This window comes from Phytohabitans sp. LZ39, from assembly GCF_059359075.1.
Map to the genome: position 1 here is coordinate 406,731 of NZ_JCADBM010000004.1, position 13,237 is coordinate 419,967.

Below are 13,237 nucleotides of genomic sequence, written 5' to 3' on the forward strand. Positions count from 1 at the left end.
TCGCATGCTCGTGCGACCTCGCCCGGCGACCGCTACATAGTTTGGTCTCCATACATTACCGGGTGATATCGTGCCGTCAACGATCGGAGTGAATATGTTTAGATCTCGATGGCTGGCGGGCCTAACGGTCCTGGCGGCCACCGTGCCACTGGCCGCGGCGGCCCCTGCTCAGGCCGCCATTCCCCTCGACCAGATAACTGTCAACACCACCCAGGTCGCGTTCGGACTCCAGCGTCCCACCGCGATCGCCGGCATCGACAACGGGCGCCTGCTCATCACCGAGAAGCTCGGCATCGTCCGGCTCTACGACCCCACCACCGGCCTTGCCGCCGCACCCGTCCTCGACATCCGCTCGAAGATCGACACATCCGGCAACGAGCGCGGCCTCCTCGGCATCGCGACGGCTCCCGACTTCGCCACCAGCCAGAACCTGTACGTGGCGTACACCGCGCTCCCCGACGGCACGCTCACCCTCTCCCGGGTCCGCCTCGGCGACCCCGCCAGCGAGCAGGTGATCCTGACCCAGGCGCACTCCGAGTTCTCCAACCACAACGGTGGCGAGGTGAAGTTCGGCGGCGACGGCTACCTGTACTGGAGCCTCGGCGACGGCGGCGCGGCCGACGACCCGCTCGCCAGTGGCCAGAACCTCGGCACGCTGCTCGGCAAGATCGTGCGCCTCGACGTGAGCCGCACCTGCGGCACCCAGGCGTACTGCGTGCCGGCGGACAACCCGTTCGTCGGCCGGGCCGGCGCCCGCCCCGAGATCTGGACGTGGGGGCTGCGCAACCCGTGGCGCTTCTCGTTCGACACCCGTGCCGGCGGCGACAACTCACTGTGGATCGCCGACGTCGGCCAGGGCACGTGGGAAGAGGTCAACCACCTCGACGCCGCACAGGGCGGCGCCAACCTGGGCTGGTCGTGCCGTGAGGGCCGGGTGGTCTTCAACGCCGAGCGGTGCGTCGGCGGCGAGACGTACGTCGACCCCACGCTCGTCTACCAGACCAGTGCCGAGGGCTGCGCGGTGATCGGCGGTTTCGTCTACCGCGGCGCCCAGTTCGCCGACATCGCCGGCGGCACGTACTTCGCCACCGACTACTGCTCGGCCACGTTCTGGGGCATCCGCAAGCTCGCCGACGGCAGCCACCAGACCCAGAAGCTGAACACGCCCGACATCGTGCAGCCGACGAGCCTCGGCGTCGACTCCAACGGAGAGCTGTACCTCGTCAACGACCTGCCCGGCCAGCTGCACAAGATCTCGTTCGGCCAGGTCACGCCGCCGGCGCCCTGCCGCGTCACCTACGAGACGCAGGTCTGGGGCACCGGCTTCCGCGCCACTGTCAAGGTAACCAACACCGGTCCCCTGCCGATCAACGGCTGGACGGTCGGCTGGACGTTCTCCGGACCGCAGCGGGTCGGCAGCTCCTGGAACGCCACCATCACCCAGAGCGGCGCGGCCGTCTCCGCGAAGAACCCCGGCTGGAACGGCACCATCGCACCCGGCGCCACGGCCGAGTTCGGCTTCCTGGGCACACCCGGCGGCGCGCAGCCCGCGCCGGCCGCCTTCACGCTCAACGGCAACACCTGCGGGTAGGGAATCCGGCGGCCGGGCTCAGGTCCCGGGTCCGGCCGCCGGACCCACCCCCGTTACCCCGCTACGCGCCCGCCGAATCCAGGCGCGCAAGCTGCTCGGCCTCCAGCTTGACGTCCAGGGCGGGCAAGGCCGCCGCGAACTGTTCGACCGTGCGCGGCCCGAGCAGCGTCACCATCGCCGGATCGGTCTGGTGCAGCAGCCAGGCGATGACGAGCTGGTTAGGCGTGACGCCCAATTCCCCCGCCAGGTCGGTGAGGACGGCCAGCCGCGCCTCGGCGTCCGGCCCCTCGTACGCGGACATCATGTCGTGCCCGCGCCGCTTTTCCGGGTCGTCGTAGATTCCCTTGAGGATCGGCGAGTACGCGACGAGCGTGACCTCCGGGTTGGCCCGCAGGAAGTCCATCTGCTCGTCGTCCACGATGGACGCGTGCGAAAGCCCGGCCCGCCGCCGCAGGTAGCTGTGCTGCTGCTGCAACGCGACCGGCGCCACCCACCCGTTGCGTGAGGCCACCTGCCGCACCCGCTCCAGCCGCCAAGTGCGCACATTGGACCATCCGATGTAGCGCACCTTGCCGGCCTTGACCACCTCGTCCAGCGCCCGCAACGTCTCTTCGATCGGCGTGTTCCGGTCGTCGACGTGCACGTAGTACAGGTCGATGTGGTCGGTACCGAGCCGCCGCAGGCTGTCGTCGACCGCACGCCGCAGCGTGTCACCGCCCGCGCCCTCGTACTCATTGCGCACGACCTCCCACGGCGCGCCCCGCACCTCGTCGGCGCGCTCGACCCACGCACTCCCCTTGGTGGCGAGGAAGACGTCGTCCCGCCGCCCCCGCTTGGCAAACCACCGGCCGAGCAACGCCTCGCTCTCCCCACCGCGGGCTCCGGGCGCGGTCCACCAGGCGTAGCAGTTGGCGGTGTCGACAAAGCTCCCGCCCGCCGCGAGATAGCGGTCGAGGATCTCGAACGAATCGGCCTCGCTGGTGCGGGTCCCCATGAGCATCGCGCCGAGAGCGAGCCGGCTGACCCGCTCCCCCGTGTCTCCGAGTGCAACGGTATCCATGACGCCGACGCTAGGACTTCGAGCGCACGCGAAGTCAAAGCCCATTTTCAAAAAGCACATTTGCCCACGTCCGCGTCACCTGCGGACCGCATGCTCCCGCGGGCACCGCTCCGGCCGGCGGCTCGCAGCGCTCGCCGAGACCCCCGGCCTCCACTGCCAGCTCCGCGCGACAAGCCCACCAGCGCGCGCTTCCACGACCGCGGTTCTCCGCTCCTTCAGGTTTGTCTGGTTGCGGCTAGCGCGCCTCCGGCGGAGCATGGGGCTTCGCACGCCGGCTGCGGCTTGGCGGGTTGGGCCAACGACCATCGCTACCCACGCGCGCCGATCAAGGGACCAGACGACCCTCCCGCCGGCTAGTCAGGGGATATTTCCGGACCACCATGGGTTCGCCGCGCGAGCTTCGCAAGCCCGGTGCCCACCACGCTTCGGTGATCGTTAGCCCAAAACCCGCGTCCGTGCCGGCGTGTCACACGGGTTCCGGGCTAACGATCACGACGCCTCCCAAATCCCGAGCCGATCGTCCCGTCACCTGGGAGATGCAGGTCTGCGGCGGCCGCATCGCATGATCGTTAGCCCGTTATGGGCGTGGTCTTCGGCGTGTCACAGCCATTTCGGGCGAACGATCATGACGCCCCCACACGCCGAGCCACATCCCCAAACAGTGGGAAAGGTAGGCCGGCGATCATCGTGTTTCGCGGCCCGGCCACCTCTAAGCCGCAGCCAGCGGGCGAAGCCCGAGCCGTGCCGTATGCCGTCGTCCACCCGCACGGGGAGCAGACCAGCGCCGGGGCCGCCACGACCCGCGCACCGTGACGATCAGACGGCGGCTGGCGGCCCCGGCGCTGGCCTGCTCGGCTCAGCCTGGACGACGGCATACGACACGGCTCCCCACCGCAACCACCCACCAAGAACGGTGAACAAGCCGGGAACGGCCCGGCCGGAGCCCGAGGCCCCGCCGGAGGCGCAGCAGTAACCGCAACCACAAACCGCTGAGCAAGGGACAAGCGGCTCCTAGATTTCGAAGTTCCCCGGGCTGGTGACGCTGCGTCAGGATTTCGCAGGTAGGGGCTTGTCCCGCGGAGCCGGCAGTGGACGGCCGGGGGTTTCGGCGAGCGCTGCGAGCCGCCGGCCGGGAGCGGTGCCCGCGGGAGCATACGGTCTACAGCTGACGCGGACGTGGGCAAATATGTCCGCCCGAAGGGCGAGAAGCCCGACGCCGAAAGTCTCTACAGCGCCCTGCGGAGCCAGTCCTCGACGCCGGCGACGTGGACCGTCGCCCAGGAGCGGGCCAGCTCGGGCTGGCGCGAGGCGATGGCCTCCAGGATCGCGGCGTGCTGTTCGCGGGTCTTGGCGACCGCGCCCTCCTGGGTGAGGCCGCGCCAGATGCGGGCGCGGGTGGTGGGGCCGGAGAGGCTGTCGATGAGTGAGCAGAGCACGTTGTTGCCGGAGCCGGCCGCGATCCGCCGGTGAAACTCGAGGTCGTTGGCGACCAGCGCGTCGATGGTGGGTTCTTCGCCGAGCTCGGCGAGCACCTCGCGCAGGCCGTCGATGTCGTCGTCGGTCATCCGTTGGGCGGCCAGGGCGGTGGCGGAGGGTTCGAGGATGCGCCGCACCTCGAGGAACTCCAGCACCGTGTCGTCGCGGTGGAAGTCGACGACGAAGCTCAGCGCGTCGAGCAGGAGGCCGGGCGCGAGGCTTGTCACGTAGGTGCCGTCGCCCTGGCGTACGTCGAGCACGCGGATGAGCGAGAGGGCCTTGACGGCTTCGCGCAGGGAGTTGCGGGAGAGGCCGAGGCGTTCGGCGAGGTCGGCCTCGCGCGGGAGCCGGTCGCCGGGGCGCATCTCCCCGGACACGATCATGCCTTTGATCTTGTCGATCGCCTCGTCGGTGACCGCCATATGTCGCCCTCCCACCCAGATCGCCGGTGCCTCCGGGCTACGGTCGTAGATCGTACGTCCGTAGCGCCGTGCCGCCGAACACATCGGCCCGCTCGGTCGCGGACAGCGGCGGTAGCGCGTCGGCGAGCGCCTGCTTCACGCGGCCGTAGGGGGCGGCCAGCAGGCAGACCGGCCAGTCCGAGCCGAACATCAGGCGCTCGGGGCCGAACGCGTCCACCGCCACCGCCACGAACGGGGCCAGGTCGCCCACCGTCCACGTGCTCCAGTCGGCCTCGGTGACGAGGCCGGAGAGCTTGGCGGTGACGTTGCGGAGGGCGGCGAGCGCGTGCAGGGCACCGCGCCAGGTTTCCGAGGCGCCGGCGGCGATCGGCGGCTTGCCGAGGTGGTCCAGCACGAAGCGGACCTCCGGCAGCTCGCCGGCGAGGCGGGCCGCCGCGGCCAGCTGGTCGGCGCGCACCACGAGGTCGAACGGGAGCCCGGCGGCCGCGACGGTACGCAGGCCGCGGCGCACGTCCGCGCGGTCGAGGTAGCCGGGGTCCTTCTCCCCCTGCACCTGGGAGCGGATACCCACCAGGCGCTCGCCGCCGGGCAGGGCGCGGTAACCGGCGAGGGTGTCGGCTAGCGCCGGGTCGGCCGGGTCGGCCCACGCCACCACGCCGGCGATCAGCGGGGAGTCCTTGGCGTGCCCGAGCAGCAGGGCCGCCTCGGCGGTGTCGCACCGCCCGCCCTCGACCAGGACGGTCCGCGCCACGCCGGTGCCCTCGACCGCGGCGGCCAGGTCGTCGGGGCCGAAGGTGCGGCGGATCGGGGCGAGGCTCGGCTGGTCGAGCCAGGTGTACCCCTGGTCGGCGCCCCACAGGTGGTGGTGGGCGTCGACGACGGTCATGTGCCGCCGCCCGGCACCGGGGCGTCGGGGCGGAGCAACCCTTCGGCGACGAGGTCGGCCCACAGCTCCTTCGGTGGCGGGTCGGCGTGCGCGAGGGCGGCGTTGCGGCGTACCTGGTCGGGGTCCTGCGCACCGACCACGACCGACGCGACGGCCGGATGCGCCGCCGCGAACGCGATCGCCGCGGCCGGGAGCGACGTGCCGTGCCGGGCGCAGGTGGCGGCGAGCGCGCGGGCCCGGTCGAGCACAGTGGACGGTGCCGGGCCGTACTCGTACGGCAGGCCCTGGTGCGGCCGATCCTCGGCGAGCAGCCCGCTGTTGAAGACGCCCGCCACGACGGCGCCGACGCCGCGCCGCGCGCACTCGGGCAGCAGCGTGTCGAGGGCGGGCTGTTCGAGCAGGGTGTACCGGCCGGCGATCATCACGAAGTCGACGCCGGTGTCGCGGGCGAAGCGGTGCAGCACCTCCCATTGTTTGCTGCCCACGCCGACCGCCCGCACCACGCCCTGTGCCCGCAGGTCGGCCAGCGCCGGGTACGCCTCGTCGAGCGCCGCCGCCATGTGGTCTTCCGGGTCGTGGACGAGCACCAGGTCGACCCGGTCGAGGCCGAGCCGGGCGAGGCTCTCGTCGAGCGAGCGGCGTACCCCGTCGGCGCTGAAGTCCCACACCCGGCGGTGGTCGGCGGGCACCGCGAAGCCCTCGCCGTCGCGGCGGCCGGCGCCCGCCGGGTCGGGCACGAGCCGGCGCCCGACCTTGGTGCTGACCACGTACTCGGCTCGCGGCAGGCCGCGGACCGCCGCGCCGAGGCGGCGCTCGGAGAGGCCCAAGCCGTAGTGCGGCGCGGTGTCGAAGTAGCGGATGCCGGCGTCCCAGGCGGCGGCGACGGTGCGGGCGGCGGTGGCGTCGTCGACCTCGTGGTAGAGGTTGCCGAGCTGGGCGCAGCCCAGGCCCAGCCGGCCGAGCTCTACTGGCCTGGTCGCTCGCTCAGCGTCGTCGTGGTCCCGGTCCGCCGGGCCCCGCTCACTCGTAGCATTCACGGCAGCTCCCAGACCAGCTTGATCCCGGAGTCGGCGCCGGAGTAGTCGTCTTCGACCTCGAGGAGCTCGGCCATCCGGGCCTGCCACGGGATGTTGGCCGGATGGTCGCGGAGCGCGTCCCGCATCTCCTTGTAGTCGTCGACCTCGACCAGGTGGAAGAGGTCGCGGCCGTCGCGCCAGATCCGCCAGGCGTGCACGCCGGCCGCCCGCAGCGCGGCGTCGAGCTCCGCCGGGATCGTCGCGTGGACCTCCTCGTACTCGCTCTCCTTGCCCGGCTTCAATCGGGTGTGCAGCGCGATGCGGTGGAACGGCCGCCCGATGGTGCGGCCAGCGCCGGGTGTCGACGCTGAGTCTGATGGTTCCCTCGCAAGCTCGGTCACGGCGAACCTCCGATGTTTGGTGTGGGCTCACGGCTGCCGCAGGCGCAGGCCCTGCATCCCGCCGTCGACGGCGAGGACCGTGCCGGTGGTGGACGCGGCGGCCGGGCTGGCCAGGAACACGATCGCGGCGGCCACGTCCTCGGCGCTGACCAGCCGACCGGTGGGCTGGCGGGCGCGGAGCGCGGCGAGCTCGGCCTCCGGGTCGGCCGCGGTGTCGAGCAGGCGGCGCACCCACGGCGTGTCGACGGTGCCGGGGTTGACGCAGTTGACCCGGATGCCCTCGCGCACGTGGTCGGCGGCCATCGCCAGGGTCAGCGACTGCACCGCACCCTTGCTGGCACTGTAGAGCGCCCGCGCGGGCAGGCCGACGGTGGCCGCGATCGAGCAGGTGTTGACGATCGCGGCGTGCGGTGAGGCGCGCAGGTGCGGCAGCGCGGCGCGGGTGACCCGCACGATGCCGACCACGTTGACGTCGAGCACGCGCAGCCACTCGTCGTCGGGGTTGGTCTCGACGGTGCCCTGCGCGCCGATCCCGGCGTTGTTGACGAGCACGTCGAGGCCGCCGAGCGCGTCCGCCGCCGCGGCGACCCCGGCGCGCACCGACGCGTCGTCGCGCACGTCGGTGCCGAATCCCAGCAGTGGCTCGGGCAGCCCCTCGGGCTTGAGGTCGAGGCACGCCACCCGGGCGCCCCGCGCGGCGAGCAGCTGGGCCGTCGCCAGCCCGATGCCGGACGCGCCACCGGTGACGACGGCGCGCCGGCCCGCGAAGTCTGTCAGCTCCATATTGGACCGTCCGGATAGGAGTAGTCGACAAGCGTCTCCGGCCGCATCGTAGCGCTGAAACCGGGCGCGGTCGGCGCGACGTACCGCCCGTCGCGCACCACCGCCGGGTCGACGAAGTGCTCGTGCAGGTGGTCCGCGAACTCGATGACGCGGTCGTCCATGCTCGTCGACACCGCCACGAAGTCGAACATGGACAGATGCCGGACCATCTCGCACAGGCCCACGCCGCCGGCGTGCGGGCAGACCGGCACGCCGTACTTGGCCGCCAGCAACAGGATCGCCACGTTTTCGTTGACCCCGGCGACGCGGACGGCGTCGATCTGCACGTACGACACCGCGCTCAGCTGGAGCAACTGCTTGAAAACCACCCGGTTTTGCACGTGCTCGCCGGTGGCCACCCCGATCGGAGCGATCTGCCGGGCGATCGCGGCGTGGCCGAGCACGTCGTCGGGGCTGGTCGGCTCCTCCACCCACCACGGCTCGAACTCGGCCAGCGCCCGCACCCACTCCACCGCCGCGCCCACGTCCCACCGCTGGTTGGCGTCGATGGCGATGCGCACGTCCGGCCCGCACACGTCGCGGGCGATCCGCAGGCGCCGTACGTCGTCCGCGAGGTCGGCGCCGACCTTCAGCTTGACCTGCTTGAACCCCTGCTCGACGGCCTCCTTGCACAGGCGGCGGAGCTTGTCGTCGTCGTAGCCGAGCCAGCCCGGCGTGGTGGTGTAGGCGGGGTAGCCGCCGTCGAGCAGCGCCGCCTCCCGCTCGGCCCGGCCGGGCTCCGCGCGGCGCAGGATCTCCAGCGCCTCGTCGGGGGTGAGCGCGTCCGTCAGGTACCGGAAGTCGACGAGCGCGACGAGCTCCTCGGGCGACATGCGTGCGAGCAGCCGCCACAGCGGAAGGCCGGCACGCTTGGCCTTGAGGTCCCAGAGCGCGTTGACCACGGCCGCGATCGCCATGTGCATCACGCCCTTCTCCGGGCCCAGCCAGCGCAGCTGCGAGTCGTGCACGAGGTCTCGCCACACCCCGCCGAGGTCGTCGAGCGTGGCCTCCAGGGGCCGGCCGACCAGGTAGGGCGCGAGCGCCGCGATCGCCGCGGACTGCACGTCGTTACCCCGCCCGATCGTGAACGCGAAGCCGTGCCCCTCGTGCCCGTCCGGCGCGTCCGTGCGGAGCACCACGTAGGCGGCCGAGTAGTCCGGATCGGGGTTCATCGCGTCGGAGCCGTCCAACTCCCGGGACGTCGGAAACCGGATGTCATAGGTGTCCAGCGCGACGATCCTCATACATCCGATGTCTACCAGTCCCCTCCGACCGGCACAAGGACACAGCCCCTGTGGGATAGTTGTCGCGATGATCACCATCAGCCCCCTCCGCCCGGAGGACCGCGCCGCATGGGAGGTCCTGGCCCGCGGCTACAAGGCGTTCTACGAGACGCCGGTGCCCGACGAGGGCTACACGGAAACCTGGCGCCGCCTGCTCGGCCCCGAAGACCTGCACGGCACCGGCGCCTGGCTGGACGGCCGGCTGGTCGGCATCGCGCACTACCTCTTCCACGCCACGGTCTGGCAGCCCGACTACTGCTACCTCCAGGACCTCTTCGTCGACGAGACCGCCCGCGGCAAGGGCGCCGCCCGCGCACTCATCGAGGAGGTGGCCCGCGCCGCCCGCACCCGCGGCGCCGCGCGCCTCTACTGGACCACGAAACAGGACAACGTGACAGCGCGGGCCCTCTACGACAAGGTCGCCGTCTTCACCGGCTTCATCCGGTACGACTACGCCGCCCCGGCCTAGAGACCTTTCGGGGTCCGGGTCGCCGCTCGTCGCGGCGTTGCTTCAAGGCAGATTTGCCCACGTCCGCGTCAGCGGCGGACCGTATGCTCCCGCGGGCACCGCTCCCGGCCGGCGGCTCGCAGCGCTCGCCGAAATCCCCGGCCGTCCACTGCCAGCTCCGCGAGACAAGCCCCGCCCGGGGTCTTCGCGGGGCCTACCTGCGCCATCCTGACGCAGCGTAACCAGCCAAAGGGACCAGACTTCGAGATCTAGCAGACTTAGGGTTGAAATAGCGCCCTAACCCTCCTAGATCTCGAACCTCGCGCCGCTCACACCCTCGTGGCGGTTACACACGGCGACGACAACCCCGTTGCCTTCCCGGATCGCCGATTCGGGAACGGGCATTGTGGACAAACGCCGACCACCGCCTGACGCGAGCCCGTCACCCCGCCCCCTTTCCTGCCGGCCGGTCGCGCGCAGGGGTGAGCGCGACCAACGGCGGACGGGTGAGGCCGCGGGAGCAACGGTCCGGACCACGACGGACATCGCGGTAGCTCAAATCTCTGTCCAAATAGGGGTCGAAGCCACCCCGACTCCGAAAGGTCTCTAGTGACCTTCCACCCCCAGACCAGCGGCGCCCCGCACTCACCGCAACCAACAGCGGAGCTGGAGCCCGCGGGAGCAACGACGGGCGACCACACGCGGACGCGGGCATACAAAGAGGTTCGCAACAAACGAGCACGTCGCCGCCTAAGGTGACGGCGTGACCCACACGTCTGCCAGGCGGCCCTGGTACCGGCCGATGGTGGCCCGCCACCCCGACGAGCCGCACCGCGCGTCGACTCCGCTCGAGCTCTTCTTCGACCTGTGCTTCGTGGTCGCGGTCGCGCAGGCGGCCGCCCAGCTGCACCACGACGTCGCCGAGGACCACATCGGGCACGCGGTGCCCAGCTACCTGATGGTGTTCTTCGCGATCTGGTGGGCGTGGATGAACTTCACCTGGTTCGCGTCCGCCTACGACACCGACGACGACGTGTACCGGATCACCACGCTGGTGCAGGTCACGGGCGCGCTCGTGCTGGCGGCCGGGGTGCCTCGCGCGTTCGCGGACGCGGACTTCTCGGTGATCACGTACGGCTACGTGCTCATGCGGCTGGCCATGGTCGTGCAGTGGCTGCGGGTGGCGCACACCGACGTGCACCCGGGGCGGCGGGCGGTCGGGCGGCGGTACGCGATCGGCATCACGCTCGTCCAGGTCGGCTGGGTGCTGCGCCTCGTGCTCCAGGACGGGGTACTCCCGGACGCGGCGCTGGTGCCCGGCTTCGTGCTGCTGGTGCTGGCCGAGCTCGCGGTGCCGATCTGGGCCGAGCGGGTGGCCGAGACGACGTGGCACCCGGAGCACATCGCCGAGCGGTACGGGCTGTTCACCATCATCGTGCTCGGCGAGTCGATCCTGGCCGCCAGCGTCGCGGTGCAGAGCGCGCTCGACGAGGACGCCGAGCTCGGCGGCCTGCTGCGGGTGGCGGGTCCGGGCATCGTGATCGTGTTCGGGATGTGGTGGCTGTACTTCGACCGCCCGGCCAGCCGGCTGCTCACGTCGATGCGGGTGGCCCTCTTCTGGGGGTACGGCCACTATCTGATCTTCGCCTCGGCCGCGGCGGCCGGTGCGGGGCTGGCGGTCGCCGTGGACTACGAGACGCACAAGGCGCACCTGGGCGGCGTCGCGGTCGGTTACGCGGTGGCGGTGCCGGTCGCCGTGTACCTGTTCAGCGTCTGGCTCCTGCACGTGCGGCCGCACCAGCGGGGGTTGATCGTCGTGGCGTACCCGGCCGCCGCGGTACTGGCGTTGCTGGCGCCGCTCACGCCCGAGCCGGTGCCGGTGACGGCGGCCGTGGTGGCCGCGCTGGTCGCGACGACGGTGGTGGCCGCACACCGCGGAGACGAGCGCCTGGCGCCTTCCCTATCCACGTAAACGCGGCGGTGTGGCGGCCAGCGCGTCCCGGACCGGAGCGTCCCACAGGCGGGCGGCCGCCGCGGGATCCACCGTCACCTGGCGGGCGCGGCGCAGCAGCAGGTGGTCGGCGATCCGCCAGAGGGTGTCCTCGACGGCTGCGAGGTCGGCGTCGTCCAGGTCGGGGCGGCGCCGCGCCAGCCGCTCCCGCTCCGCGCGCACGATGAGGCCGACGCGGTACGCCAGGTCGTCGTGCCAGCAACCACCATCGATCGACACGCGTACACTTTAATACTACCAGCCGTAGTAGTCATCGCCCCCAAGGGAAGATCGGGCGGCGCCGTTTAGGCTCATGCTGGTGGACGAGATGGACTGGGCTCTGCTGCGTGAGCTTCAGCGGGACGCCCGGCTGTCCTACAGCGAGCTGTCCCGCCGCGTGCACCTCTCGCCGCCCGCCGTGGCCGAGCGGGTGCGGCGGCTGGAGCGCATCGGCGTGGTGACCGGCTACCACGCGCACGTCGACCTGGCCAAGGCCGGCCGCCACGTGGTCGCGGTGATCCGGATGTCCTGCTACGGCGCGCGCTGCGTGCTGCGCGACCCGGACGTGGCCGCCTGGCCGGAGGTGCTGGAGATCCACCGCGTCACCGGCGACGCCTGCTGCATCCTCAAGGTGGCGACGCGCGCCATGGAGGAGTTCGAGGCGGTCATCGACCGGCTGGCGCCGTACGGGCAGCCCTCCAGCACGATGGTGCTCTCGACACCCCTCTCCTGGCGCCCCGTGGATCCCTAGCCGCGCGCCACCAGCTCCGCGATCTGCACGGCGTTGAGCGCGGCGCCCTTGCGCAGGTTGTCGCTGGAGCAGAAGAACGAGATGCCGTGCTCGACGGTCTCGTCGGCGCGGATCCGCCCCACGTACGTCGGGTCCTTGCCGGCCGCCTGGATCGGGGTGGGCACGTCGGACAGCTCCACGCCGGGCGCGGCGGCGACCAGCTCCCGCGCCCGCGCGGGGCTCAGCGGCGCCGCGAAGCGGGCGTTGACCTGGAGCGAGTGCCCCGTGTAGACCGGCACCCGCACGCACGTGCCGGCCACCTTCAGCTCCGGGATGCCGAGGATCTTGCGGCTCTCGTTGCGGAGCTTCTGCTCCTCGTCGGTCTCGTCGGAGCCGTCGTCGACGATCGAGCCGGCCAGCGGCAGCACGTTGAAGGCGATCGACCGCGCGTACACCCGGGGGGCCGGGATCTGCACCGCCTCACCGTCGAAGGCCAGCTCGGCGGCGCGGTCGGCGACCTTGCGCACCTGCTCGTCGAGCTCGGCCACGCCGGCCAGGCCGCTGCCGGACACCGCCTGGTAGGTGGCCACCACCATGCTCACCAGCCCGGCCTCCGCGTGCAGCGGGCGCAACACCGGCATCGCGGCCATGGTCGTGCAGTTCGGGTTGGCGATGATGCCCTTGGGCCGGTGCGCGGCGGCGTCGGGGTTGACCTCCGACACCACCAGGGGTACCTCCGGGTCCATCCGCCACGCCGAGGAGTTGTCGATCACGACCGCGCCGGCCTCGGCGACGCGCGGCGCCAGCTCCTTGGCGGTGCCCTTCCCGGCCGAGAAGAGCACGATGTCGAGCCCCCGGTAGTCGGCCGTGGCCGCGTCCTCCACCGTGACCTCGGTGTCGCCCCACGGCAGCGGCCGCCCGGCGGAGCGCGCGGAGGCGAAAAGGCGGAGACGCTCCACGGGGAAGGCCCGCTCGGCCAGCACCCGCCGCATGACGCCACCCACCTGGCCGGTGGCACCCACAATCCCGATCTGCATGGCCGCCACGCTACCTGTCCCCGATATCGGCGGCAGCGATGAATTCCCAGGGTGTGGGCGGTCTTACCCCGGATG

General features: G+C 71.7%; 13 protein-coding genes. 4 read left to right on the forward strand and 9 right to left on the reverse strand.

Features of this window, described 5'->3' with window-relative positions:
• The first annotated feature begins 94 nt into the window (after positions 1-94).
• The gene (locus AC5L36_RS10855; protein WP_441214831.1) at positions 95-1,591 is read left to right on the forward strand and encodes a PQQ-dependent sugar dehydrogenase; all 1,497 of its coding nucleotides are present in this window, start codon (positions 95-97) and stop codon (positions 1,589-1,591) included.
• A 61-nt stretch (positions 1,592-1,652) separates the two neighbouring features.
• Here the strand turns inward: AC5L36_RS10855 and AC5L36_RS10860 are convergent, their stop codons facing one another.
• The 7 genes from AC5L36_RS10860 to AC5L36_RS10890 all read right to left on the reverse strand — a co-directional run bounded on the left by AC5L36_RS10860 (position 1,653) and on the right by AC5L36_RS10890 (position 8,918).
• The gene (locus AC5L36_RS10860; protein ID WP_441214832.1) at positions 1,653-2,651 is read right to left on the reverse strand and encodes an aldo/keto reductase; all 999 of its coding nucleotides are present in this window, start codon (positions 2,649-2,651) and stop codon (positions 1,653-1,655) included.
• 1,226 nt (positions 2,652-3,877) lie between these two features.
• Positions 3,878-4,549 (reverse strand): FadR/GntR family transcriptional regulator, encoded by a 672-nt coding sequence (locus tag AC5L36_RS10865; RefSeq protein ID WP_441214833.1) that lies wholly within the window; start codon positions 4,547-4,549, stop codon positions 3,878-3,880.
• A gap of 37 nt (positions 4,550-4,586) precedes the next feature.
• Positions 4,587-5,435 (reverse strand): amidohydrolase family protein, encoded by an 849-nt coding sequence (locus tag AC5L36_RS10870; RefSeq protein ID WP_441214834.1) that lies wholly within the window; start codon positions 5,433-5,435, stop codon positions 4,587-4,589.
• A complete protein-coding gene (locus AC5L36_RS10875; protein WP_441214835.1) occupies positions 5,432-6,472 on the reverse strand; it encodes an aldo/keto reductase in 1,041 nt (346 codons plus the stop codon). The genes AC5L36_RS10870 and AC5L36_RS10875 overlap by 4 nt, the downstream gene beginning before the upstream one ends.
• A complete protein-coding gene (locus tag AC5L36_RS10880) occupies positions 6,469-6,852 on the reverse strand; it encodes an L-rhamnose mutarotase (RefSeq protein WP_441214836.1) in 384 nt (127 codons plus the stop codon). Before AC5L36_RS10880 ends, AC5L36_RS10875 begins: the two co-directional genes overlap by 4 nt.
• 27 nt (positions 6,853-6,879) lie before the next feature.
• Complete coding sequence (locus tag AC5L36_RS10885; protein ID WP_441214837.1) at positions 6,880-7,635, reverse strand: SDR family NAD(P)-dependent oxidoreductase; 756 nt, start codon at positions 7,633-7,635, stop codon at positions 6,880-6,882.
• Complete coding sequence (locus AC5L36_RS10890; protein WP_441214838.1) at positions 7,626-8,918, reverse strand: L-fuconate dehydratase; 1,293 nt, start codon at positions 8,916-8,918, stop codon at positions 7,626-7,628. Before AC5L36_RS10890 ends, AC5L36_RS10885 begins: the two co-directional genes overlap by 10 nt.
• Positions 8,919-8,985: 67 nt before the next feature.
• On the opposite strand from AC5L36_RS10890, the gene AC5L36_RS10895 reads away from it, so the two are divergent.
• Positions 8,986-9,426, forward strand: a complete 441-nt coding sequence (locus tag AC5L36_RS10895) for a GNAT family N-acetyltransferase (RefSeq protein WP_441214839.1) — start codon at positions 8,986-8,988, stop codon at positions 9,424-9,426.
• Between the two features lie 742 nt (positions 9,427-10,168).
• On the forward strand, positions 10,169-11,377 hold the full coding sequence (locus tag AC5L36_RS10900) for a low temperature requirement protein A (protein WP_441214840.1): 1,209 nt from the start codon (positions 10,169-10,171) through the stop codon (positions 11,375-11,377).
• On the opposite strand, the gene AC5L36_RS10905 is transcribed toward AC5L36_RS10900, so the two are convergent.
• On the reverse strand, positions 11,366-11,635 hold the full coding sequence (locus tag AC5L36_RS10905; protein WP_441214841.1) for a hypothetical protein: 270 nt from the start codon (positions 11,633-11,635) through the stop codon (positions 11,366-11,368). The genes AC5L36_RS10900 and AC5L36_RS10905 overlap by 12 nt on opposite strands.
• A gap of 79 nt (positions 11,636-11,714) precedes the next feature.
• On the opposite strand from AC5L36_RS10905, the gene AC5L36_RS10910 reads away from it, so the two are divergent.
• Positions 11,715-12,146: an Lrp/AsnC family transcriptional regulator gene (locus AC5L36_RS10910; RefSeq protein WP_441214842.1), complete on the forward strand. Its 432-nt coding sequence runs from the start codon at positions 11,715-11,717 to the stop codon at positions 12,144-12,146.
• Here the strand turns inward: AC5L36_RS10910 and AC5L36_RS10915 are convergent.
• Positions 12,143-13,162 (reverse strand): aspartate-semialdehyde dehydrogenase, encoded by a 1,020-nt coding sequence (locus AC5L36_RS10915; RefSeq protein ID WP_441214843.1) that lies wholly within the window; start codon positions 13,160-13,162, stop codon positions 12,143-12,145. The two genes, AC5L36_RS10910 and AC5L36_RS10915, sit on opposite strands and share 4 nt — an antisense overlap.
• Between the last annotated feature and the right edge of the window lie 75 nt (positions 13,163-13,237).